General features: G+C 60.0%; 19 protein-coding genes. 8 read left to right on the top strand and 11 right to left on the bottom strand.

Annotation, left to right across the window (positions count from 1 at the left end):
* Nucleotides 1-82: 82 nt before the first annotated feature.
* The gene (coaD, locus tag F3G95_RS08665) at nucleotides 83-586 is read right to left on the bottom strand and encodes a pantetheine-phosphate adenylyltransferase (protein ID WP_149794632.1); all 504 of its coding nucleotides are present in this window, start codon (nucleotides 584-586) and stop codon (nucleotides 83-85) included.
* 516 nt (nucleotides 587-1,102) lie between these two features.
* Between coaD and F3G95_RS08660 the strand changes: the two genes are divergently transcribed.
* Together F3G95_RS08660 and F3G95_RS08655 are read left to right on the top strand one after the other, a co-directional pair.
* Nucleotides 1,103-2,449, top strand: coding sequence for a butyryl-CoA:acetate CoA-transferase (locus tag F3G95_RS08660; RefSeq protein ID WP_149794631.1), 1,347 nt, complete (start codon nucleotides 1,103-1,105; stop codon nucleotides 2,447-2,449).
* A 48-nt stretch (nucleotides 2,450-2,497) separates the two neighbouring features.
* Nucleotides 2,498-3,778, top strand: a complete 1,281-nt coding sequence (locus F3G95_RS08655; protein WP_149794630.1) for an AI-2E family transporter — start codon at nucleotides 2,498-2,500, stop codon at nucleotides 3,776-3,778.
* Between the two features lie 93 nt (nucleotides 3,779-3,871).
* On the opposite strand, the gene F3G95_RS08650 is transcribed toward F3G95_RS08655, so the two are convergent.
* Both F3G95_RS08650 and F3G95_RS08645 read right to left on the bottom strand, forming a co-directional pair.
* Nucleotides 3,872-5,311 (bottom strand): radical SAM protein, encoded by a 1,440-nt coding sequence (locus tag F3G95_RS08650; RefSeq protein WP_149794629.1) that lies wholly within the window; start codon nucleotides 5,309-5,311, stop codon nucleotides 3,872-3,874.
* 140 nt (nucleotides 5,312-5,451) lie between these two features.
* The gene (locus tag F3G95_RS08645) at nucleotides 5,452-6,027 is read right to left on the bottom strand and encodes a TetR-like C-terminal domain-containing protein (protein ID WP_149794628.1); all 576 of its coding nucleotides are present in this window, start codon (nucleotides 6,025-6,027) and stop codon (nucleotides 5,452-5,454) included.
* A gap of 307 nt (nucleotides 6,028-6,334) precedes the next feature.
* On the opposite strand from F3G95_RS08645, the gene proC reads away from it, so the two are divergent.
* The 4 genes from proC (at nucleotide 6,335) to F3G95_RS08625 (ending at nucleotide 10,066) form a co-directional block, all read left to right on the top strand.
* On the top strand, nucleotides 6,335-7,141 hold the full coding sequence (proC, locus tag F3G95_RS08640) for a pyrroline-5-carboxylate reductase (protein ID WP_149794627.1): 807 nt from the start codon (nucleotides 6,335-6,337) through the stop codon (nucleotides 7,139-7,141).
* A gap of 3 nt (nucleotides 7,142-7,144) precedes the next feature.
* Nucleotides 7,145-7,924: a glutamate 5-kinase gene (proB, locus tag F3G95_RS08635; protein WP_015565101.1), complete on the top strand. Its 780-nt coding sequence runs from the start codon at nucleotides 7,145-7,147 to the stop codon at nucleotides 7,922-7,924.
* A gap of 1 nt (nucleotide 7,925) precedes the next feature.
* Nucleotides 7,926-9,188 carry a glutamate-5-semialdehyde dehydrogenase gene (locus F3G95_RS08630; RefSeq protein WP_149794626.1) on the top strand — a complete coding sequence of 421 codons (1,263 nt, stop codon included), beginning with the start codon at nucleotides 7,926-7,928 and terminating at the stop codon, nucleotides 9,186-9,188.
* Between the two features lie 440 nt (nucleotides 9,189-9,628).
* Nucleotides 9,629-10,066: a methylglyoxal synthase gene (locus tag F3G95_RS08625; protein WP_149794625.1), complete on the top strand. Its 438-nt coding sequence runs from the start codon at nucleotides 9,629-9,631 to the stop codon at nucleotides 10,064-10,066.
* A 135-nt stretch (nucleotides 10,067-10,201) separates the two neighbouring features.
* Here the strand turns inward: F3G95_RS08625 and F3G95_RS08620 are convergent, their stop codons facing one another.
* Both F3G95_RS08620 and F3G95_RS08615 read right to left on the bottom strand, forming a co-directional pair.
* Nucleotides 10,202-12,226: an FAD-binding protein gene (locus tag F3G95_RS08620; RefSeq protein WP_149794624.1), complete on the bottom strand. Its 2,025-nt coding sequence runs from the start codon at nucleotides 12,224-12,226 to the stop codon at nucleotides 10,202-10,204.
* A 271-nt stretch (nucleotides 12,227-12,497) separates the two neighbouring features.
* Nucleotides 12,498-13,196 (bottom strand): response regulator transcription factor, encoded by a 699-nt coding sequence (locus F3G95_RS08615; protein WP_149794623.1) that lies wholly within the window; start codon nucleotides 13,194-13,196, stop codon nucleotides 12,498-12,500.
* A gap of 85 nt (nucleotides 13,197-13,281) precedes the next feature.
* On the opposite strand from F3G95_RS08615, the gene F3G95_RS08610 reads away from it, so the two are divergent.
* Nucleotides 13,282-15,036: a HAMP domain-containing sensor histidine kinase gene (locus F3G95_RS08610; protein ID WP_149794622.1), complete on the top strand. Its 1,755-nt coding sequence runs from the start codon at nucleotides 13,282-13,284 to the stop codon at nucleotides 15,034-15,036.
* A 156-nt stretch (nucleotides 15,037-15,192) separates the two neighbouring features.
* Here the strand turns inward: F3G95_RS08610 and F3G95_RS08605 are convergent, their stop codons facing one another.
* The 4 genes from F3G95_RS08605 to murD all read right to left on the bottom strand — a co-directional run bounded on the left by F3G95_RS08605 (nucleotide 15,193) and on the right by murD (nucleotide 19,899).
* On the bottom strand, nucleotides 15,193-16,389 hold the full coding sequence (locus tag F3G95_RS08605) for a pyridoxal phosphate-dependent aminotransferase (RefSeq protein WP_149794621.1): 1,197 nt from the start codon (nucleotides 16,387-16,389) through the stop codon (nucleotides 15,193-15,195).
* Between the two features lie 66 nt (nucleotides 16,390-16,455).
* Nucleotides 16,456-17,718, bottom strand: a complete 1,263-nt coding sequence (locus tag F3G95_RS08600; RefSeq protein ID WP_149794636.1) for a methionine gamma-lyase family protein — start codon at nucleotides 17,716-17,718, stop codon at nucleotides 16,456-16,458.
* A gap of 25 nt (nucleotides 17,719-17,743) precedes the next feature.
* Nucleotides 17,744-18,484: a GNAT family N-acetyltransferase gene (locus tag F3G95_RS08595; RefSeq protein WP_243130335.1), complete on the bottom strand. Its 741-nt coding sequence runs from the start codon at nucleotides 18,482-18,484 to the stop codon at nucleotides 17,744-17,746.
* A gap of 14 nt (nucleotides 18,485-18,498) precedes the next feature.
* Entirely contained in the window at nucleotides 18,499-19,899 is a 1,401-nt protein-coding gene (gene murD / locus F3G95_RS08590; protein WP_149794619.1) for a UDP-N-acetylmuramoyl-L-alanine--D-glutamate ligase, read from the bottom strand.
* A gap of 335 nt (nucleotides 19,900-20,234) precedes the next feature.
* On the opposite strand from murD, the gene F3G95_RS08585 reads away from it, so the two are divergent.
* A complete protein-coding gene (locus tag F3G95_RS08585; protein ID WP_149794618.1) occupies nucleotides 20,235-21,803 on the top strand; it encodes an ABC transporter substrate-binding protein in 1,569 nt (522 codons plus the stop codon).
* A 473-nt stretch (nucleotides 21,804-22,276) separates the two neighbouring features.
* On the opposite strand, the gene fabZ is transcribed toward F3G95_RS08585, so the two are convergent.
* Nucleotides 22,277-22,735 (bottom strand): 3-hydroxyacyl-ACP dehydratase FabZ, encoded by a 459-nt coding sequence (gene fabZ / locus F3G95_RS08580; protein ID WP_149794617.1) that lies wholly within the window; start codon nucleotides 22,733-22,735, stop codon nucleotides 22,277-22,279.
* Nucleotides 22,736-22,738: 3 nt separating this feature from the next.
* Nucleotides 22,739-23,977 carry a beta-ketoacyl-ACP synthase II gene (fabF, locus tag F3G95_RS08575; RefSeq protein ID WP_149794616.1) on the bottom strand — a complete coding sequence of 413 codons (1,239 nt, stop codon included), beginning with the start codon at nucleotides 23,975-23,977 and terminating at the stop codon, nucleotides 22,739-22,741.

Below are 23,977 nucleotides of genomic sequence, written 5' to 3'. Positions count from 1 at the left end.
AGCCTCCTGAATTTATCTGTTTCGGGGTTTCGTAAAACTATTTATCAAAAAGCCCGAGGGCCTTTCTGCATTATAAAAGGTATCAGATCGTCTTTCCTTCCGCCCGGAGCTGCTCCACTTTGGCGTGGATGGCATTCTCTACGTTGGGCGTCACGAACTTGGAGATGTTGCTGCCGTAGCGGGCAGCCTCCTTGACGATGGTGGAGGAAAGGTAGCTCCACTTGATGCTGGTGGCAAGGAACATCGTCTCGATGCCGGGCATCAGTGCGTGGTTCGTCTGGGCGAGCTGTATCTCGTTTTCGAAATCCGTCACCGCCCGCAGACCCCGCACCATCACCGAAGCGTGGCGCTTCTTGGCGAACTCCACGGTCAGGCCGTCGAAGCTCTCCACCGTCACATTCGGGATGTCCTTGCAGCACTCCCGCAGCAGCGCCACCCGTTCTTCTACGGTGAACAGAGGGTTCTTTGCGCTGTTGATGAGCACTGCCACAATGAGCTGGTCGTTTATCTTTGCAGCTCGCTTGATGATGTCGAGATGTCCTCTCGTGACCGGGTCGAAGGACCCGGGGTAAACTGCTGTTGCCATCGATATGGTCTCCTTTATTTGCGCGCTTTGGAAAAGCGCATTTGGTGTTGCCATGATAGCACTTTTCAGTTCCTGCTTCAAGTACCAGGCCGCATCGCCATCGCAATATCGTTAATTTTTAGTCAATCAACGTTGCACTGGGGCGCATCATCTTGGTACACCCTTAGTAAACCATATCGTCAAAATTTTATCAAGTACTTTTTCGAAAAAAATTGTTTTTGCTATACCAAACAATCGCCACAAATACCTAAGAAATTTAGTCAAATTGTCCTGCAAAGCATTTTTTCGCGGAAGAGGGCTTGATTATAATGTTTGTTAATGTTATAACTAAGCTGTGCAGGTGTGCCGCTGCTGGAGGCTCCTGTCCTGCCGACCCCAAGGATACCGCCGGGGTGTGATAAGACAGTGTCCGGACTGGAAAGAAACGGTAAATTTCCGGCTAAGATTTTGTCCCGTAGAATTGTGAATAATAAATTTACAATTCTTTTATGTTCTTAAAGGAGAGGATGGTTTATAATGGATTTCATGGAAATGTATGCCCAGAAAAAGATGACTGCCGAGCAGGCTGCTTCTCTGGTCAAGAGCGGCGACTGGGTGGATTACGGCTGGTGCGTCAACACCCCCGTGGCTGTGGACGCCGCCCTTGCCAAGCGCCTGCCCGAACTGGAGAACGTCAATTTCCGCGGCGGCATCCTGATGTGGGTGCCTGAGATCTTCCAGATCGACGACCCCGCTGCCCACATGACCTGGAACAGCTGGCACATGGGCGGCATCGAGCGCAAAGCCATCGCACAGGGCTTCTCGTTCTACTCCCCCATCCGCTATTCGGAGCTGCCCCGCTACTACCGCGAGAGTCCCGACCCGCTGGACATCGCCGTCTTCCAGGTGACTCCGATGGACGAGCACGGCTACTTCAACTTCGGCCCCAGCGCTTCCCATCTGGGTGCCGTCTGTGAGAAGGCCAGGAAGATTATCGTGGAGGTCAACACCAATATGCCCCGCTGCCTCGGCGGTATGGAGAACTGCGTCCATATCTCCCAGGTCACCGGCATCGTGGAGGGCGACAATCCGCCCATCGGCCAGATGGCCGCTGCCGGCCCCGCTTCCGAGGTCGATTTGAAGGTCGCAAACCTCGTCGTGCCGCAGATCCCCAACGGTGCCTGCCTGCAGCTGGGCATCGGCGGTATGCCCAACGCCATCGGCAGCCTCATCGCCCAGAGCGATCTGAAGGACCTGGGCGTCCACACCGAGATGTATGTTGACGCTTTCGTGGACATCGCCAAGGCCGGCAAGATCACCGGCGCACACAAGCAGCTGGACAAGGGCCGTCAGGTCTACGCCTTCGGTGCCGGCACTCAGAAGATGTACGACTACCTCAACAACAACCCCGAGTGTATGTCTGCTCCCGTCGATTATACCAACGACATCCGCAGCATCTCCGCACTGGACAACTTCATCTCCATCAACAATGCGGTGGACATCGACCTGTTCGGCCAGGTGAATGCGGAGAGCGCCGGCGTCAAGCACATTTCCGGTGCAGGCGGCCAGCTGGACTTCGTGCTGGGCGCATACCTTTCCAAGGGTGGCAAGAGCTTCATCTGCCTGTCCTCTACCTTCTTTAATAAGAAGACCGGTCAGCTCGAGAGCCGCATCCGTCCCACGCTGGAAAACGGCAGCATCATCACCGATACCCGTGCCAATCTGCATTACCTCTGCACCGAATACGGCTGCGTCAACCTCAAGGGTCTGACCACCTGGGAGAAGGCCGAAGCCCTCATCAATGTGGCACACCCCGACTTCCGCGAGGAGCTTATCAAAGAGGCCGAGAAGATGCACATCTGGCGCCGCAGCAACAAAATCTAAACATCGCCGTACCGGCTCCTGCCGTCTGCGGCAGGAATGGAGTCACACATGATGGACAAAAAGCCGCACATCAAGCCCTATCTCTACGGAATGCTCGCGGGCTTTGGTGCGATAAGTCTAAGCATCCTGTTCTTCTTCTTCATCTACCGCTTCGACGGGTTCGGCGACGCGGTCTCCAAGGTGACCGGCATCCTGATGCCCTTCATCTACGGTGCCGTCATCGCCTATCTGCTCAAGCCGGTGTGCAACACCATTGAGGGCTTTCTGCACCGCATCTTCCCCGAAAAGCTCCACAGCATGGCCAATATGCTTGCCATTGCGGCGACGCTGCTGTTCGGTGTGCTGGTGGTCTACGCCCTCGTGATGATGGTGGTGCCGCAGCTCATCACAAGCGTCACCTCCCTCTACTACACCGCGCAGACCAGCATCACCCGGTTCATGCGGTGGGTGAACACACAGGAAGTCTTCTTGGATAATGAGACATTGATGGGCTATTTCAACAATGCCTACGATGCCATTGCTGACAATCTGACCGCTCTGCGCACCACCCTGCTCCCCTCGCTGCAGAATATACAAGGCATCCTGAGCGGTGTGGGCGTCGGCGTCATGAGTGTGGTGACCTGGTTCAAGAATCTGCTCATCGGCCTTATCGTCGCTGTTTACCTGCTGGCCAGCCGCAAAAAGTTCGCCAAGCAGGCCAAGATGATCCTCTACAGCGTCGTCAAGCCCCACTGGGCGCAGCTCATCCAGGAGGAAGTCCTCTACGCTGACAAGATGTTCGGCGGCTTCATCAACGGCAAGATCATGGACTCCGCCATCATTGGTGTGCTCTGCTACTTCGCCTGCATCATCTTCAAGTTCCCGAGCGCACTGCTGGTGTCGGTCATCATCGGCGTCACCAATGTCATCCCCTTCTTCGGTCCCTTCATCGGTGCCGTGCCTGCAACGCTGCTCATCCTCATCCAGAGTCCCATCAAGGCCCTCTGGTTCGTGCTCTTCGTTCTGGTGCTCCAGCAGCTGGACGGCAATGTCATCGGCCCGAAGATCCTGGGCAACACCACCGGCCTTTCGAGCTTCTGGGTGCTCTTCTCCATCCTGCTGTTCGGCGGTCTGTGGGGCTTCGTGGGCATGATCGTGGGTGTGCCGCTGTTCGCCGTCATCTATGACATCATCAAGAAGCTGGTCTTCCACGGCCTGCGCCGCAACGGCCAGCTCGACCAGATGACCGTCTACCACGACGAGTTCGGCGATCCCGGCGACCCGGCTCCCACACCTGTGGAAGATGAAGAAACGGAAACCGAGATCGTTATGGATTCCGGCGAAGAATAAAATAACAAGATAAAGCCCCCATCCTCCCGGCTGCCTCAGCCGGTGAAGATGGGGGCTTTTCTGCGCAATTTTATCTTTGAAAGACCGATAAAGTCATTTCGCGTGAGCAGTGGAATGCGCCGGTTCCCAATCCTTGTAATTCTCGTACCGGCTCTCCCTGAGGGTGACGTGCGACCAGATCTCGTCGGCTACAGGCTGCCAGTCGGCAGCATATGCACCGCATTTGTCGCAGAGGTGGTCTACGCTCTCGGGCGACTGCAAGTCGGTGCTGTGAGCACCGGTGTCATGCACCATCTGGCGCAGAAGCTCGGGGTTCTCCAGCATCGGGCAGGGACGCAGGTGGTTTTTATTGAAGGGCTGGCCGTTGTGGTAGGCCATGAAGAGCGGGCTGCGGAGAATATCGAGGATGCTGCTGTCGTGGATGTTGGCGTTGGAGTAGTGGATGAAGACGCACGGTTCTGCATCGCCCGCCGAGTTGATATGGAAATAGTTGCGTCCGCCTGCGATGCATCCGCCCACAAACTCGCCATCGTTCTGGAAGTCCATCGGATAGAACGGAATATCGCTCTTTTCGGAGCGGAGATACCGGATGCGCTCGATCATGTACTTGCGCTGAGCAGGCGTGGGCATCAGCTCCGGTGCGGCCTCGTTGCCTACCGGCATATAGTGGAAGTAGAACCCGAAGTGCGCGCCCTTGTCGCAGAGCATCCGCATAAAGTGGTCGCTGGTAACGGCTTCGAGATTGTCTCTGGTATAGCAGATGGAGGTGCCAAAAAGGATCCCGTGGGCCTTGAGCAAGTCCATTGCATTCATGACAGCGGCATAGTGGCCGTCGCCCCGCCGGGCATCATTGGTAGAGGGAGTTCCCTCGATCGAGAGCATGAAGGCGATATTGCCCAGTTTTACGACCTCTTCACAGAACGGCTCATCGATGAGGGTCGAGTTCGTGTAGATCGCAAACTGCACGTCGTTGTGCTTTTTTGCCAGACGGAGAATATCCGCCTTCCGCACCAGAGGCTCGCCGCCGGTGAGCATATAGAGATAGACCCCCAGCTCCTTGCCCTCGGTGATGATCTTATCCATATCCTCAAAGCTGAGGTTGTTTTTGTGGCCGTACTCGCCCGCCCAGCATCCCACGCAGTGCATATTGCAAGCCGAAGTGGGGTCGAACAGGATCAGCCACGGGATATTGCAGTGGTACTTTGTGCGGTTCTCGCGGATGGTCTTTGTCCCCCGGAAGAACGCCTCATAGCCAAGGTTGAGCGCCGTGGTGCGTGCCACGTTGGGCGCGGTCTGGTCGAGCACACAGTTGATGAGCTTTGACCACTTGCTGTCCGCATCGGTCAGCACTGCGCGGGCGTGCTCATACGTCTCCTCGCTGAACGAGTCGCCATAGAACTGCTTGGCGACGTCCACCATCTCGGCAAACGCCTTCTGACGGTCTTTTCTGGCATGAGCCAGTGCCACATCCACCATCGTTCCGACAGCGGTACGCTGTACCTTATGGCTCAACGGCTCCAACGCGATACTCATAAAAGTCTGCCTCCTTGTGTGGGTCTTTGCCGGCCCTTTGTTTTGACAATACTTTAACATTTTTCCGACAAAGGTTCTATAAACAACAAAAGCAGGGTGATAGTTTTTCTATCATCCTGCTCTGCTTGTTCAAATTTTTATCAGTCGTCGATTTTTGATGCTCTGCCGTCGGTGCTGAAGCGCAGCAGCGCCCGCTTCAGATCCCCCTGCATCATGGTGTTGAGCCGTTCGGCCATGATGGCCGGTTCGGTCTTCATATCGCGGCGTATCCATTCCAGCACCATGCCCACAAAGCCATACTTATAAAAATCAATGATGAACTGCTTGTCCTCTTCCTGCACCGGGATGTTTTCACGCTCTATAAACATCCGCAGCAGAGGGTCAAGCATTTTATAGAGATACTGCTCCACCTGTTCCCGGCTGATGGAGCGGTAGACATTCAGCACCAGCACCCGGTTGGCCTGCACCTTTTCCAGCATATCGCGGAAGGCGTCGCTCCACGTCTCATAGTCCTGATGGCCTTCCAGTGCCTCTGTGGCATCCTCCACCAGGATCCAGTCCACCAAATCGTAAATATCCTTGAAATGGTAGTAAAAGGTCATGCGGTTCACGCCGCAGTCCTCGGTAATGTCGTTTATCGTTATCTTATTCAGCGGCTTGCGGAGCAGCAGCTTTTTGAGCGATGCTTCCAGCGCGCGTTTTGTCGTCTGTGCCACGAGAATGCCCATCCTTTCGCGTTTGCCCCGTTCTGTGCGGAGTTTCCCAACTTCTATCTATTATGATACCTCATCCGCCCGTACAGGTGCAAGCACCTTTTTCGACCTTTTCATGAACTTTTTATGTTTTCTTAAGATTCGGACAGCAAAAAAGCCTGCGCCGCCGCAGCGCGTCGATCAGGAGCTTTCCGAAAAGCTTTGACATTTTCCGGCTTTCCTCTTGATTTCTCCCCCGGCCCTGCTTACAATGGAGACACAGAGGGGGGAATCTCCCCTGTTCTTTTGATTGGGAAAGAGGTTTTTTCTTATGCTGAATACCATCGGTTTCTTAGGCTGCGGCAACATGGGCGGAGCCATCGCCCGGGCCGTCTGCAAGGCGGCAGACCCGCAGAACGTCTGGTTGGCCAACCGCACCGCCGCCAAGGCAGAGGCTCTGGCCGCTGAGCTGGGCTGCAACACCACCATCAACGACGAGGTGGCAGGCCGCTGCGACCTCATCTTCTTAGCCGTCAAGCCCCAGATGATGGAGGAGCTGCTGGCACCGCTCCGCTTCACGCTGGCCGAACGGCCCAGCCGCTTCGTGCTGTGCAGCATGGCGGCGGGCCTGTCCATCGCCCGTATTCAGGAGATGGCGGGCGGCGACTGCCCCGTCATCCGCATCATGCCCAACACGCCCGCTTCGGTGGGGGCCGGTATGATCCAGTACTGCACCTCCAACGTCACCGCCGAGGAAGAGGCCGAGTTCCTGAAGCTGATGGCCCCCGCCGGGCGGCTGGATGCTGTGCCGGAAAGCCTCATCGACGCGGCCAGCTGCGTGTCCGGCTGCGGCCCGGCCTGGGTGTACCAGTTCATCGAGGCGCTGGCCGACGGCGGCGTGGCCTGCGGCCTGCCCCGTGCCAAGGCGCAGGAGTACGCCGCCCAGATGGTCCTGGGCAGCGCAAAGCTGGTGCTTGAGAGCGGCCAGCACCCCGGCGCACTCAAGGACGCCGTGTGCAGCCCCGGCGGCAGCACCATCCAGGGCGTGCGGGTGCTGGAAGAAAAGGGCCTGCGGGGCGCGGTGATGGACGCTGTCATCGCCTCCTACAACAAGACCAAAGAGATGGGAAAGGGTTGATCTATGCGCATCGTAGTCAAAGTCGGCACCTCCACACTGGCCCACTCCACCGGGCGGCTGAACATCCGCCACACCGAAGAGCTGGTGAAAGTGCTCAGCGATTTGAAGAACGCCGGACATGAGGTCATCCTCGTGTCGTCGGGTGCCATCGGCATGGGTGTGGGCAAGCTGTCGCTTTCCGCCCGCCCTACCGATATGTCCTCCAAGCAGGCTTGTGCCGCCGTGGGTCAGTGTGAACTGATGTACACCTACGACCGGCTGTTCAGCGCCTACGACCACACGGTGGCGCAGATTTTGCTCACCGGCGTGGACATCGAGCACGCCAGCCGCCGCGAGAACATCCAGAACACCCTCACCCGTCTGCTGGAGCTGGGCGCACTGCCCATCATCAACGAGAACGACACCGTCGCCACCGACGAGATCACCTCCATCGGCGACAATGACACCCTCGCCGCCATCGTCACCTGCTGCATCAAGGCTGATCTGCTGGTGCTGCTGAGCGACATCGACGGCCTCTACACTGCCAACCCCCACACCCACCCGGACGCAAAGCTCATCCCGCTGGTGGAGGACATCACGCCCGAGGTGATGGCGCTGGCCGACGGAGCCGGCTCAGCGCTGGGTACCGGCGGAATGTCCACCAAACTCCGGGCCGCCCGGATGGTGACCTCCAGCGGAGCTGACATGGTCATCGCAAACGGCGCCCACCCCGAACTGCTCTATGACATCGCCGAGGGCCGTGCCGCAGGCACCCGCTTTGCGGCCCACAGACAGGAGGCATAACATGACCACACAGGAAATTCTGGAAGCCGCCCGCGGGGCCAAGACTGCCGTTGCCCTTTCGGACAGCGGCACCCGTGATTCTGCCCTTCTCGGGATGGCTGATGCCCTCTGCGCACCGGAATCCATGGACGCCATCCTCGCCGCCAACGCCGAGGACATGGCCGCCGCCAAGAGCCGCATCAGCGACGTCATGCTGGACCGCCTCGCCCTGATGCCCCAGCGCATCGAGGCCATGGCCAAGGGCATCCGGGACGTTGCCGCCCTGCCCGACCCGGTGAGCCGGGTGCTGAGCCGCATCGAGCGTCCCAACGGCCTCGTCATCGAGAAGACCGCCGTGCCGATGGGCGTCATCGCCATCATCTACGAGAGCCGCCCCAACGTTACCAGCGACGCTGCCGCCCTCGCCATCAAGAGCGGCAATGCCTGCATCCTCCGCTGCGGCAAAGAGGCGTGGCGCTCGGCCAACGCCATCGTTCAGGCCTTGCGGCAGGGCCTGCGGGCAACCGGTCTGCCTGAAACAGCAGTCTGCCTCATCGAGGACACCACCCATGCCTCGGCCAACGCCCTGATGACCGCCGTCGGCTATGTGGACCTGCTCATCCCGCGCGGCGGGGCCGGACTCATCCGCGCCTGCGTCGAGAACGCGAAAGTCCCCTGCATCCAGACCGGCACCGGCATCTGCCACATCTTCGTGGACGACACCGCCGACCAGACCAAGGCGCTGGACATCATCGAGAACGCCAAGGCCAGCCGCCCCAGCGTCTGCAACGCCGAGGAAGTCTGCCTCGTCCACAGCGCCATCGCCGCTGAGTTCCTGCCGAAGCTGGCCCAGCGCCTCGGCCCCGACCGCACCGCCAAGGGTCTGCACCCGGTGGAGCTGCGGCTGGACGAGCGCGCCGCCGCCTTCATCCCCGGCACCCCCGCCGGGCCGAAGGACTTCGACACCGAGTTCCTCGACTACATCCTTGCGGTGAAAGTCGTGGACAGCGTGGAGGAAGCCATCGCCCACATCGCGGCTCACTCCACCGGCCACAGCGAAGCCATCCTGACCCGGACCGACGCCCACGCTGCCCTCTTCACGGCGGCAGTGGACAGTGCCGCCGTCTACGTCAACTGCTCCACCCGCTTCACCGACGGCGGAGAGTTCGGCCTTGGCTGTGAGATGGGCATCTCCACCCAGAAGCTCCACGCCCGGGGACCCATGGGCCTCGGCGAGCTGTGCAGCTACAAGTACATCATCCACGGCAACGGTCAGACCCGGTAATTTTCGGGTTTTTCCGGGACGCATCCCCCTTTCGGTAAAAATTTTCTCTGCAGGCCGGGGCCAAATGCCCCGGCCTGTATTTTTGTTTCATCGAGATGGACCGTTTTTCTATCAAGCACACTTTTGGCTGAAAAAGTTTTGCAAATTCATCTGAGAATAATTCCTTGTATCCAAATTTTCTCCATTCTCCACAAAGCTATAGTCATACTTTTGCCATTTTATCTTGCAAAAATCACAACAAACCTCTTGACATACGGGCCTTCTGCGGGTTAAATTTAAAATGAGAGTGTGATTCGACACAATCTCACTGGTTTAGTCTGTTTATCGAGAATTGTTCTCCACAAGACTTCAACTTTTCAGACCGTTTTACTGCGGAGAACACTCTTCCGAGCATATCCGCCCACTCACAACACTATACTTGGAATGAAGGAGAGAGCGTTATGACGATTGCTATTCTTGCACATGATTCCCGCAAAGAGCTGGCGCTGCAGTTCTGCACAGCTTACAGCGGCATCCTATCCCGCAACACAGTCATTGCCACCGGCACCACCGGTCGGATGCTGGCGCAGGCCACCGGCCTGCCCGTACACTGCTACCTCTCCGGGAAGCTGGGCGGCATCCAGCAGATCTCGGCCCGGGTGGCCTGCGACGAAGTAGACCTCGTGCTCTTCTTCCGCGACCCGCTCAAGGCCGAGAGCGGCAGCAGCAGCGAGCAGAACCTGCTGCGGCTGTGCGATATGCACAGCGTGCCGATCTCCACCAACATCGCCACCGCCGAAGTGCTGCTGCGCGGCCTCGACCAGGGCGACCTCGACTACCGTGAGGGCATCCATCCCGACATCGTGGAGCCGCTGCCCGTCCATCGGGCCGTGTGCTGAGCCTGTTTTTAAGACTTTTCTGCCATTTGTGGTTTTGTGTATAGAGGGTTTTCGACAAAGAAAGACACCGCAGAAGCTTTCACACTTCTGCGGTGTCTTTTTATCTTATGCGCTCAGATACCACTGAGAGATGACTTATTCCAGACCGCCCATCTGCTTGATGGCCTTGATGGCGTAGGTCAGGGTGCGGCCCATAGCCACGCCTGCCATCAGGCAGGGATAGTTGTTGGCGAAGAAGGAGCCGGACATATCGCCGGTGACATACAGGCCGGGCATCGGCTTGTTGTCGTTGTCCAGAGCCTGACCCTTATCGTTGATGGCGATGCCCTGCTCGGTGCACAGCAGAGAGGCACCCAGCCAGCAGCCGTAGAAGGGAGCGGTGCGGATGGCGCTCAGACGGTAAGCCGGCTTGCCGAAGTCCTCGTCATTCTGCTTGTCGTACAGCTCGTTGTAACGCTCAACGGTAGCGAGGAAGGTGTCCTTGGCCTCACCGGTGAAGCCCAGCTTGTCGGCCAGTTCCTCGATGGTGTCGGCCTTGAAGAAGACGCCCTCCTTCTCTGCATTGTCCATCTGCTTCTGGATATACTCTGCGCCGGCATTGCGGGTCTGGGCAGAGCAGCCGATGGTGTGGAAGCGCTTTGCGTCCTCCAGAATGTTTGCGTCGCAGATCTGTGCGTAGACACGGCCCGGCTGATGAGCAGCAGCGTAGACGATGTCGTTGTAGGGGCTGCTCTCGTTGGCGAAACGCTCACCGTTGCGGTTGACCTTCAGGAAAGGCTGAGTGCCGGGGTTGTACTGGCGGATGGGGCCAGGGAAGGCCTTGCCGCCGAAAGCGGAGTCGCTTGCCACATAACCGCCGTCCACGCCGGGAGCCACGATGCCGCGGTCGAACAGCATGGGCGCAGCTTCCTTGTCGAGGTTTGCGCCGGCCCAGACAGCGGCACGGATGCCGTAGCCCTTATCGGCCGGAGAGTAGGAGCAGGCAGTGGTGACAGAGGTGCCCAGCGGGTCCAGCTGCTCCATCATGTAGGGGTTGCCGGGGAAGCCGCCGCAGGCCAGCAGAACGCCCTTGTTGGCGTTGTAGCGGATGAAGTGGTCATCCTCGGTGCTCTGGGCGATGATGCCGGTGATGCGGCCAGTGGAGTCCTTCTCCAGCTTTGCCAGAGAGGTCTTGAAGTCCACATCGTAGCCCAGCTCCTGAATGTACTGCAGCAGCAGCTCGTTGCGGGCTGCGCCGGAGCTGCGGTCATAGGTGTACTCGATCTCGGGGTACATATAGTCGGTGTTGTGCTCGGCATTCTCGGCAGGCCACTTAGCCTCATCGCCGTAGGTGTAGACCATCTTGACACCGTACTTGTCCTCCATGATGGAGCGGATGAACTCGATCATCTCACCGGACTCGTTGATCCAGGTCTTGACAACGCGCTGGTCGCACTTGCCGGAAGCGTAGCGGGAGATCTCGCTCAGCAGCTTTGCACGGTCCATCTTGATGCCCTGTGCCTGTGCGCCGAAGCCGTCCACAGCGCCGACCCAGTGACGGGTATCCTGCACGTTGCCGTTCTGCTCGATGACGCGGAAGTTCAGGCCGTGAGCAGCAGCGTAAGCAGCTGCACCCATGCCGCCGTTGCCAGCACCCACGATGAGGATGTCGGTGTCCACGGTCTCGGTGATGGCAGCCTCGTCGATGTCAGGCTCCTTGCCCAGCCAATCGTTTTCGTCACCGGTGGGCAGCTGGACGGAGGTCACAGTAGCCTCACCCTTGGCCTGAGCGTAACAGCTCTTGGCAGCCTTCATGACAGCGTCGGAAGTGATGGTGGAGCCGGAAACGCCATCGATCTCAGCAGAGCCTGCAGCCATCAGCTGCTCACGCAGCTGGTCGGCAGCAGCAGCGCCGTAGGAAGCGGTCTCGCCGGAGGTATCGACCACAACGTCGGTCACAGCGCTGTCGGAGAAGGTCATGGTGACCTTGACGGTAGAAGAGATGCCCTCAGCAGTACCCTCATAGGTGCCGGGGATGTAGGTGCCTGCTGCACCGGAAGCAGCAGGTGCGGCGGTGGAAGAGCTGGCAGCATTGCAGGCAGCCAGAGCACCGGCAGTCACACCAGACATGGCGGCTGCGGCAGCGATCTTCAGAAAACCTTTGCGGGAGATCTTGTTCATTTTGCGTGGTTCCTTTCTTCGTGTCTTTTTCTTCTTCTCTATTCTTTCTCATAGCTCCGTGCAGCGGCAGACCTTCTTGCACTGCCGCCCACATCGTTCGATAATAATTTAACACAAATTCAAGGGTCTGTCTTTTAAGAATCCTTAAACATCCTGGCCATTTCTTCGTTCAATTCTGGACATTCTCGTTAATTATTTGCTTAACAAGTCCAAAAAGAGCGCCGACCGCTTAAGTTTCCTTAAGAAGTCGGCGCTCTCATCAAAACGATTCTTAAACCTTGCCGCCGTCCGGCTGGAAGACATAACCCTTGCCCCAGACATTTTTTAAGTAGACGGGCTTTGCCGGGTCGGGTTCTATCTTGCTGCGGAGGTTGTGGATATGTACCTGCACCGTCCGCACATCGCCGAGGCTTTCCTTGCCCCATATCTTCTGGTAGAGCTCGTTGGCCGTGAAGAAGGTGTTCGGGTAGCGGACGAAGAGGGTGAGGATGCGATATTCCATGTCGGCCAGATGGACGCTGCGGCCATCCTTCTCCACGCTGTGGCTGTTGGCATCCAGCGTGAAGGCCGCGCAGTGGTAGCCGTTGACGCTGGGCTCTGCGCCGTCCATCTGCACCCGGCGGATGTTGGCCATGATGCGGGCCAGCAGGATCTTGTTATGATAGGGCTTTGCCAGAAAGTCGTCGCCGCCCATTTCCAGCGCGCGGACGATGGTATCGGTATCGTCCAGACAGGATGTGAAGATGATGGGGCAGTGGTGCCAGCTGCGCAGACGCTGGCAGAGGTCCACGCCGTTGGTGTCCGGGAGAAGGATGTCCATCAGGATGACATCGAACTTTTCCCGCGCATGGCTCAAAGCGTCGCCGCCTGTCTCTGCACAGACCACCTCAAAATTCTGCTGACTTTTCAGAAAATAGCATGTGGTGTCGCGGATCACGGGGTCATCTTCCACCAACAATACGCGGATCATCCTGTCAGCCCTCCCCTTTTTTCGCACGATTTGATATACTATAGTATACCTTATTTTTTGCACATCTACAAGGGGAGGCATCGCCATGAAGCAAAAATGGCCCATTCTGATTTTCTCCGCCCTGCTCACGGCCTCTATCGTGCTGGCCGGTATCTGGGGCAACGCGCAGTTCGAGCATCTGCACAGCGGCAGTGTGCTCACAGCCCAGCACGCCGCCCAGGGTATCGCGCTGGACGGCTGGCGGCAGGAAGCCCCCGGCCAGTGGCACTTTACTTTCACGGTGGGGGAAGACATCCCGTCCCTCACCCTCTGCGTCACCAACACAGCGGCGCCGCTGGCCCCTGAGAGCCTCACCAGCCTCGAGCGCTCGGGGGAGCTGTATGCACTGGACGTCACGCCCGGCGAGACGGTGGAGCTGGTGTTCACCTGCGGCCGCAGCCCCCAGACATGGCTGATGACTTCCGCCTTCGCCTCCCGGGCATTCCGCTTCCGCACCATGACTCAGCTCATCGCTCTGACGGCCTTTGTGACCATGGGGATGGTGCTGCTGGCACTCTACCACTATAAGCACCTGCCGGAGCTGGGGTACTTTCTGCTCTACCTCGTCATTATGAGCGTCTGGGCGCTGATGGTCTTCTTCTTCCCGGCCATCCGGAACCGTCTGCTCCAGCGCATCCTCCGCTCCTTCTTCTCCCTCACTGTGCTGGCCTCGGCACTGCTGGCGGCAGGGCTGCTGGGGGTAAAACTGCCCCGCTCCGGGCGGGGGCTCCTTGCGCTTGCCGCCGGATGCGTCGTCTTCTTTGCGCTGTCCACGAGCAGCTATCCCCCGCTGCGGGTCGGGATGCTGGTAGCGGGCATGTGCCTCTGCCTTTATTACTTAATGGCCGCCGTGAACGCAGACTATGAGGGTGCCGCTCTGATGCTCCTGCCCGGTGCTGTCACCACCGGCTTCCGGGTCTGGGCGCTGATGCCCGGGCTGGACAGCGTGCTTTTTGTGGAGTCTGTCCCCTTCTACCTGCTGCGCTGCGCCCGCCTCTACGACCTTCCCTTTGCCATCGGCTGCATGGTGTTCGTCTGCCGGCGGTTCGCTCTCCTCTTCGACCGCACCGAGCAGCTGGCCCGGGAGCTGGACGCCCGGGTGGCAGAGCGGACAAAAGAGCTGACCGCCGAGACCGAGGCCCGCAAGAGCATGATGCTCAACATCTTCCACGACCTGCGCAGCCCTCTCTTTGCCGTCAGCGGCGGGCTGGAAACGCTGGAATCGGCTCCCGAGGCCCTTCCGGCCCTGCTTCCGGCTCTGCGTCAGCGCATTGAATTCCTGCGGCGGCTGACGGAAGACCTCTTCCTCGCGGCAAAGCTCGAGCAGAAGCAGATCCTGCTCAACGAAGACCGCGCCGCCCTCAACGAAGAAGCCGCCGCCGTCTGCGCCGCCTGCCGGAGCGAGGCCGACCAGAAGGGCGTCGAACTCCATGTCAGCGCCGACACTCCTCTGCCTGTCTGGGGCGACAGCGTGCGGTTACAGCAAATTATCCAGAACCTTGTCACCAACGCCATCCACTATACTCCCGCCGGGGGCAGCATCCATGTGGACTGCCGCGCCGAGGGCGAAACGGCCTGTGTCAGCGTACAGGACACCGGCTGCGGCATCGCGCCGGAAGACCAGAGCGCCGTCTTTGACCGATACTTCCATACCACCGCCGACAAAAAACACGACTCCACCGGCCTCGGCCTGACCATCGCGCAGGAGCTGGCCCACCTCCACCACGGCGAGATCACATTGCAAAGTGAAGTCGGCAAGGGCAGCATTTTCACGCTGCGGCTCCCCTTACTTACAGACTGAGAGGGTAAGGCCGCTGATAAGATCTATCTCTCGATAAAGAAAGAGGACATCACGCAAAAAATCGCATGATGTCCTCTTTCTTATCGCAATTTTCAAAAATAGTGCCGGTCAAAACTGCATCTTTGCGATATGCAGTTTGCGGCTGTTGCTTGTGCATTAAAAACGCAAACTGCTATATTTCAGCAGCTCCGTCAGCTTTGCCAGACGATGCATCGCCTCGTCCAGCACGTCGGTGCCGCGGGCAAAATGCATCCGGATGAGGTGGTTGACCGGCTCTTTGAAGAAGCTCGAGCCGGGGACAGCCGCCACACCGATGTTTTTTATCATCCACTCACAGAATTCCAGGTCGGTCCAGCCCTTGAACTGGGGCAGGGCGAGGAAATCTGAAATGTCTATCATGACAAAATAAGTACCCTGCGGGACGTTGTGCTTGAGGCCGATGGCATCCAGCCCGGCAAGGAAGTGGTCGCGCTTCTCGGTATAAAGAGCGCGCAGCCCTTCATAATAGCTTGCGGGCATGGTCAAACCGGCGACGGCGGCCTCCTGCAGGGGTGCGGCTGCACCGACAGTCAGGAAGTCATGCACCTTGCGGGCTCCCTCGATGACGTAGGCCGGGCCGATGAGGTAGCCCAGACGCCAGCCGGTGATGGAGTAGGTCTTTGAGAGGGAGTTGCAGGTGATGGTGTGCTCGAACATACCGGGCAGGCTGGCCATGCAGATGTGCTCTGCCGGGGCATAGACGATGTGCTCATACACTTCGTCCGTCACCACAAAAGCGTCGTACTTGATGGCAAGCCTGGCGATGGCTTCCAGCTCGTCGCGGCGGAAGACCTTGCCGCAGGGGTTGGAGGGGTTGCAGAGGATGAGCGCCTTGGCACCCTCGGCAAAGCCCTTCTCGATGAGGCTCAAGTCGAACTCATACTCCGGCGGCACCAACGGGATGTAGATGGGTTCAGCCCCCGAGAGGATGGCGTCTGCGCCGTAGTTCTCATAAAACGGCGAGAAGACCATCACCTTGTCGCCGGGGTTGCAGATGGTCATCATGGCGGCCATCATGGCCTCGGTGCCGCCGCAGGTGACGCAGATTTCCGTGTTGGGGTCCACCTCGTGGTGGAGGGCCGGGCTGGTCTTTTTTGCCAGCGCCTCCCGGAAGTTCTGCGCGCCGAAGGTCACGGCGTACTGATGGGGGCCGTCGTGGGCGGCTTTGGCCAGCGCGTCGGTCAGCTCCTGCGGCGGGTCGAAATCAGGGAAGCCCTGCGACAGGTTGATGGAATCGTATTGGTTGTTGATGCGGGTCATCCGGCGGATGACGGAGTCGGTAAAGGTGCCGACGCGGTCGCTTAATCGTGGCATTTTTTGATCCTTTTCATCTTAGTCTCCCCTCGAGAGGGGAGCTGGCACCGAAGGTGACTGAGAGGTTCAGTCCTTAAAATACGCATTCTGCACAGCCAGCAGGACGCCTGCGCGGCTGGCGGCGAAGTTCAGGCCGCCCTGCAGGTAGCAGGTATACGGCTCACGCAGCGGGCCGTCGCAGGAAAGCTCGATGGTGCTGCCCTGGGTAAAGCTGCCGCTGGCCATGATGACTTCGTCGGTGTAGCCCGGTTCCGGAGAAGGTTCCGGGGCGGCGTAGCTGTCCACGGGACTTGCGGCCTGAACTCCCCGGCAGAAGCCGATGAGGGCGTCCGCCGTACCGGCATCAAAGCAGGTGACGATGTCGTTGTGGGCCTCGCAGTAGCGAGGGATGGGCTTTTTGCCCACCAGTTCCAGCAGGCACTGGGCGTAGATGGCCGTCTTGATGGCCTCGCAGACCACGCCGGGGGCGTAGTAGAAGCCCAGATACATATCGCGGGGCGTCTCGAGGGTGCAGCCCAGCTCCTTGCCGAGGCCGGGGGCGTTCAGGCGGTAGGCACAGAGCTCCACGAGGTCTTTCCGGCCTGCGATATAGCCGCCGGTGGGGGCGATGCCGCCGCCGGGGTTCTTGATGAGGCTGCCCACCACGAGGTCTGCACCGGCCTGGCAGGGTTCTTCCTTCTGGGTGAACTCGCCGTAGCAGTTGTCCACAAAGATGATGATGTCGGGGTTGGCGGCGCGGGCGGTGTCGGCCACCTTGCGGATGGTGTCGAGGTCGAAGGCGTTGCGCTGCAGGTAGCCGCGGCTGCGCTGGATGTGGCAGACCTTCGCGCCCGGGGCTTTCTGGGCGATGAGCTCATAGTCCGGGGTAAAGTCGGCCTTCAGCGGGGCCTCGTCGTACTTGATGCCGTAATCCATCAGGGTTCCGGTGCCTTTGCCCTTGCCATCCAGACCGATGACCCCTTCCAGCGTGTCATACGGACGGCCCGTGGCGGCCAGCAGGGTATCGCCTGCCCGCAGCAGACCAAAGAGGGCCACGGCCAGCGTGTGGGTGCCGCTCTGGAACTGGCTGCGCACCAGTGCATCTTCGGCGCCCATCACCTCGGCAAAGATCTGCTCGAGCTTGGCGCGGCCGGTGTCCCACAGGCCGTAGCCGGTGGTTCCCAGCATATCGGTGGAGGACATCTGGGTGTCCGCAAAGGCTTTCAGCATCTTGAGCTGGTTGTAGTCGCGGATGTCCTCCATCTGCTTGAAGTAGGGCTGGCAGAGCTCGAGGGCTTTTTCATCCAGCGCCAGAACTTCGGGTTTATAATCGAAAAAGTGATTTAACATTGACATTATAATGAATCCTTAATTGTTATTGTACTTCATATCGTGCATACTCCCCCATCTTTTCAAAGCCCAGCCGGGTATAGAAATGCACCCGCTCGGGGCTGCACAGGAAGACAGGCATCCAGCCTTCGGCGGCGAGGGCATTTGCCATCTCGACGATGAGCCGCCCGCCGACGCCTTTGCCCCGCAGAGCTTCCACGGTCTCGCCGCAGGCCATGTATGCCTGACCATTTGCCAGCGCGTAGGCTCCCACCGTACAGATGATGTTTTCTTCCCGTTCCAGCGTCCAGACCCGGGCAAGGCCCCGGCTGCGCTTGGAGCAGAGCTCAGAGTAAAAGTCGTCCCGTTTTGAGGGCCTGTCAGGGAAAAGCAGATCCGCTGCTTTTCCGGCGGCAGGTTCTGTGTTTTTGGCAAGACTTTGCCAGAGGGAAGCGTCCGCCTCAGGCAGCGGCAGCTGACGCCCCGGCGCAAGGCCGAAGACGCTGTGCGTCTTGGCCCGCTTCCAGCCCGTGGGCGGCGGACACTCGGCTTCATCCAGCACCACGGCCTCACAGCCGCAGAAGGCCAGAAAGCCCGCCAGCTCCTCGGGGTTGGCGTGACCCGCCAGCCACGCGGTGCTGCCGCCGACATCCAGCGCCAGCGTCGGCCCGGCGAAAAAGCGGCCCGGCTGGCTCTTGCCGAAGAGGGCGAACGCCAGCGGCATGGTCGCCCCGAGACAGAGCTTGCCCCGGCAGGCGTTCAAAAAGCGCTGCTTCTGGCGGGGCATTTTGATTTGGGCGATCACTTCAGCGCGTTGACGATGCTCTTGAACTCGCGGCCGCGCACTTCAAAGTTCGGGTAGAGGTCAAAAGAAGCACTGGCCGGCGAGAGAATGATGATGTCACCGGGCTTTGCGCAGGCGCGGGCCAGCTCCACGGCGTGCTGCATGTTGTCGGCGTGCTGGATGGGCAGCTCGGCCTCGTTGAAGTTCGGGTCTTCGCGCACGGCCTTCTCGATGCGGGGGCCGGTAGCACCCATCAGCACGAGGTTCTTGACATGGGCCGTGATCTCAGGGGCCAGCGGCTCGTAGGGGATGTGCTTGTCGTAGCCGCCTGCGATGAGGATGACCTTCTGGTCGAAGCTGCGCAGACCGGCGATAGTGCGGGTGGGGCTGGTGCCGATGGAGTCGTTATAATAAGTGACGCCGTCCAGCACGCGCACCGGCTCGATGCGGTGCTCCACGCCGGTGAAGCTGCTGCCCACCAGCTGGATGGCCTCCACAGGCACCTCGCCCCAGACGGCGGCGGCAGCGGCCAGCAGGTTCTCAATGTTGTGCAGGCCCCGCAGCTTCACGTCCTTCTGGGCGAGGAAGGGGGTCACGACGCCGTTCTCTGCCATGCAGAGCATCCCGTCCTCCCGCAGGAACGCACCGTTGTCCGTCTCGTGCAGGCGGGTGAACCAGACCTGCTTGCCCTTGCAGTCCTTCTGCATGGAGCGGCTGATCTCGTTCTCATAGCCGAGGACGGCGCGGCAGGGCTGCTTCTGGTAGAGCAGGATGTTGCGCTTGGCGTCGATGTACTCCTGCATATCCTTGTGGTGGTCGAGGTGGTTGGGGGTCACGTTGGTGACGACGGCGATGTTGGGGCTCTGGTGCATACTGATGAGCTGGAAGCTGGACAGTTCCACCACGGCCACGTCGTCGGGGCTCACCTCGGGCAGCATGGGCAGCAGGGCTGCGCCGATGTTGCCGCCCAGATGCACCCTGCGGCCTGCGGCCTCGTAGAACTTGGAGATAAGGGTGGTGGTGGTGGTCTTGCCGTCAGAGCCGGTCACGGCCACGATCTCGCAGGGGCAGAACTGGAAGAACAGCTCCACCTCGCTGGTGACCATGGTGCCGGCGGCCATGGCGTCCTGCAAAGGCTTCTCGAAATAGCCCACGAAGCCCGGGGTGCGCATGATGATGTCCTGCCCCTTGAAGCCGTCGAGGTAATTCTCGCCGAGGCTCAGATCGATGCCCAGCTCCTTGATGGTGGCGGCGTAGTCGCCGAAATCTTCCACGCTCTTTTTCTGGTCGCAGAGGGTGACGTGCGCACCCAGCTCCACGAACTCCTTGATGAGCGTCTTATGGCTGACGCCCGCGCCGATAAAGGCAACCTTTTTGCCCTTGATGAGGTTTGCAAGCTCCTGCTGTTCCTTCTGCATAAAAAAGAACCTCCTCTATAAATGTATATTACCGTAGCACCCCCTCCGCACACAGCCGCAGGAGAAAATGCATTGCCGTCCCCCATTATAGACCATTTGTTTCCGATTGGCAACGGAAAAACACAAACCGTGGCTCAAAATGTCCACCCAAATCAACAAAATGTCGATTGTCTTTTCTGCCTGTTTCTGTTACACTTATAGCGATTTCGATTTTTGGCGCAGCATCAACAGCATTGCGCCGACTCGACACCAGAATTTTCCTGCGCCTGTCCGGGTGCAGTTTTCCTATTTCTTATCACTTTCTGAGACAAACAGGGCCGCACCGACCCGAAAGGATGCATTTCTTGAAACAGCTTCGCTTTGTCGCGGCCCTGCTGGCTGCGTTTTTCGTTCTGAGCCTGACCGCCTGCGGCTCCGGCTCCAACAGCTTTACCTGGTTCGTGGACTCCATCCCCGCGAACCTCGACCCGCAGGTGGCGTCCAGCGCCTCGGACATCATCGCCTGCGAGAACCTCTACAGCGGCCTCGTCCGCCGTACACCGGACGGCAGCCTCGCGCCGGAATTGTGTGAGCGGTGGGAGGTATCTGCCGACCGGCTCACCTATACATTCTATTTGAAGGACGGTCTGACCTATACCGCCTCGAAGGGAGATCCCTCCGACTACGCCATCACCGCCGAGGACTTCGTCTTCGCGTTCCAGCGGATGTTCCTCCCCGGCACCAACTCCCCCTACGCCGTGGAGTTCTCTGCCCTCGAGAACAGCGCCGCCGTTCTGGCCGGTCAGAAGCCCGCCAGCGCGCTGGGCGTCACCGCTGCGGAACCGCTGAAACTGGTGTTCCGACTCTCCTCGCCCGACGAGACGTTTCTCTCCAAGCTGACGCTGCCCGGCGCGATGCCCTGCGACGAAGCGTTTTTTGACAGCACCCGAGGCACCTACGGTCTGACCAGCGCTTCCACCCTTTCCAGCGGACACTTTTACCTTTATAACTGGACGTCCAGCGGCCTTTTCCTCCGCCGGGCGGCTTCGGGGAATCAAATCGACAGCCTGCGCCTCGTGGAGAACACCACGAGCTCCGGCCAGTCTGCCGAAGAGCTCATCAACAACGAAAAATGCACCGCCGCCCTCGACGACAGCGGCACCCCCACCTCGCTGCAGAGCGTGTCCTACTCCGACACCACATGGGCGCTGCTCTTCAACTGCGACTCCATCTTTGCTTCCACTGAGCTTCGGCAGGCACTGGGCAGTGCAGCCGCTTCGGCGGCGGAAGTCCCCGGCGGCGGGCTGTTCGCGGAGGCAAAGGGCCTCATCCCCGACGGCCTGACCGTGGACGGCATCGACTACCGGCAGACGGCAGGCGATGTCCGCCCGGCCTTCGGCGACCCCCGCGCACTCTACATCGCCGCCCGCGACGGCGGCGTCTCCCCCTCCGACTTTGGCCGCGTCTCCCTGCTGCTGCCCTCCGGCAGCGGCCTCAGTGACACCGCCGAGCTCATCAACAGCGCATGGCAGAAGGAATTTTCGCTCTTCTTCTCGGTGGAAGAGGTGGAGCCGGAGGAGTTCCAGAAGCGGCTCGAAAACGGCAGCTACACCATCGCCCTCGCCCCCGTGCAGGCCGAGGGCGGCAGTGTCTACACCGCGCTGGCCCAGTTCTCCCCCATCGGCGGCGGGCTGACCGGCTACAGCGACGCCCTTTACACCACCCAGCTCTCGGCCAGTGCCACAGCCACCGGCAGCACCCGCTGCTCTCTGCTGGCCGCCTGTGAGCGCCAGCTCCTCGAGCAGGCCGTGGCCGTACCGCTCTTCACCCAGCAGAAGCGGCTGCTGGTGGCCAACGGCATCGAGGGCCTCGTCTTCGACCCCTTCGGCCCGGTGCTGGATGTGACGTATGCGACGAAGGGATAACCTCTCAGTCTCGCATTCGCTCGACAGCTCCCCTACCGAGGGGAGCCTCTGGCGAAGAGGTGAAGCTTTACGGAATGCCAAAGCCTCCCCTCGTTAGGAGCAACAACGACGACCGCCGCCAGTGGCGGAAACAGGGAGTCGCTGTTGGGGCCGCGGCCAGCAGGATGCGAGCGGCAGCGAAGCAAACGCTGGGAGCCGCAACCCGGGCAGTGTCACCGAAGGTGACGGAGAGGGCAAGGATGCTGACGATCAAATATAAGCGCAGCGATAGTATCCCTCCGACAAAGAGTCTGCCTATCGCAACGCGCTGCCCCTTTCGCAACGGGCTTGCCCTCTCAGGCGCTTACGCGCCAGCTCTCCCAGAGGGAGAGCCTTTTGGAAACGGCTCACAGTCAAATAAATTCATCAAGCATAAAAAAAAAAAACAGAGAGGATAGTTCAGGAATGACTATCCTCTCTGTTTTTATGCTTTTTTACGTTAATACGAAGGTCAGCTCTGCGGTGGCGGCGCACTTGCCGTCCACATAGGCGGACGCTTTGCCGATGCCCACCGGGCCGCGCTGCTCGACCAGCTCACAGTGAAGGGTGAGCACGTCGCCGGGGGTGACCTGCTTGCGGAAGCGGGCGTTCTTGATGCCGCCAAAGAGGGCCAGCTTGCCTTTGTTCTCGGGCAGGCTCAGGGCCGCGACAGCGCCGGTCTGGGCCAGCGCTTCGAGGATCAGGACGCCGGGCATGACCGGCTGGCCCGGGAAGTGGCCGCAGAAGAATTCTTCGTTGCGGGTGACGCACTTGCGGCCAATGGCCCACTGACCCGGCTCGTAGTCCAGAATGCGGTCCACAAGGGCGAAGGGATACCGGTGGGGCAGGATGGCCGCGATCTCCTCGCTGGTCAGGCTGTTTGCGTTTTCACGCACGGTGCGGGGTTCTGCCATCGCTCAGCCCTCCCACTTCTTGAAGGCCAGGCAGGCGTTGTGTCCGCCGAAGCCCAGGCTGTTGCTCAGAGCGTACTCCATCTTCATCTCACGGCCCACATTCGGCACATAGTCCAGATCGCACTCCGGGTCGGGCTGCTCGTAGTGGATGGTGGGGGGCGCGAACTGGTCGCGGAGGGCCAGTGCGGTGAACACGGCCTCGATGCCGCCTGCGCCGCCCAGCAGATGGCCGGTCATGCTCTTGGTGCTGACGACGGCGATGTCCTTGGCGTGGTCGCCGAAGACGGCGTGGATGGCGGCAGTCTCGCAGCTGTCGTTCATGTGGGTGCCGGTGCCGTGGGCATTGATGTGGTCGATCTGCTCGGGGGCAATGCCGCCGTCCTTGAGGGTCAGCTTCATGCAGCCGATGGCGCCTGCGCCGCCGGGTGCGGGAGCCGTGAAGTGGTAGGCGTCGCAGTTGGCGCCATAGCCCACGACTTCGGCATAGATGTGTGCGCCGCGGGCCTTGGCGTGCTCCAGCTCTTCCAGCACCAGCACACCGCTGCCCTCGCCCATGACGAAGCCGCCGCGCCGTGCGTCGAAGGGAAGGCTGGCTGCATCAGGGTCCGCAGCAGTGGAGAGGGCCTTCATGCTGGTAAAGCCGCCGATGCCCAGCGGGCTGATGCAGCTCTCGGCACCGCCGCAGACCATGACCGGCTCGTAGCCGTCGCGGATGCGGTGGAACGCATCGCCCACAGCGTTGGTGCCGCCTGCGCAGGCCGTCACCGGGCAGGTACACATCCCCTTGAGGCCGAAGCGGATGGCGATCTGTGCTGCCGCCATGTTGGCGATCGCCATGGGGACGAAGTAGGGGCTGACCTTCTCCATCCCCTTTTCCTCGCCGCGGCTGTGCTGCTCCTCGATGGTGGGCAGGCCGCCGATGCCGCTGGACACGATGACGCCGATGTTCTCGGCCTCGGCTTCGCAGTCGATGCCGCTGTCCTGGATGGCCTCAGCGGCAGCGCCCAGCGCCAGCAGGGTGAAGCGGGCCATCTTGCGGGCTTCCTTTTTATCCACGACGGTCTCGGGGTCGAAGCCCTTGACCTCGCCTGCCAGCTTGCACTTGAACTCGCTGGCGTCGAACTGGGTGATGGGGCCGATGCCGCACTTGCCTGCGCGGGCTGCGGCCCAGCTGTCGGCGGTGTTATTTCCAAGAGGGTTCACGGTGCCAAGACCGGTGATGACGACTCTGCGTTTTTCCAT

This window comes from Faecalibacterium sp. Marseille-P9312 (genome assembly GCF_902497445.1).
GTDB lineage: Bacteria > Bacillota > Clostridia > Oscillospirales > Ruminococcaceae > Faecalibacterium > Faecalibacterium longum.
Note: the sequence above shows the minus strand (reverse complement) of the source record. Positions and strands in the feature narration are given on the sequence as shown.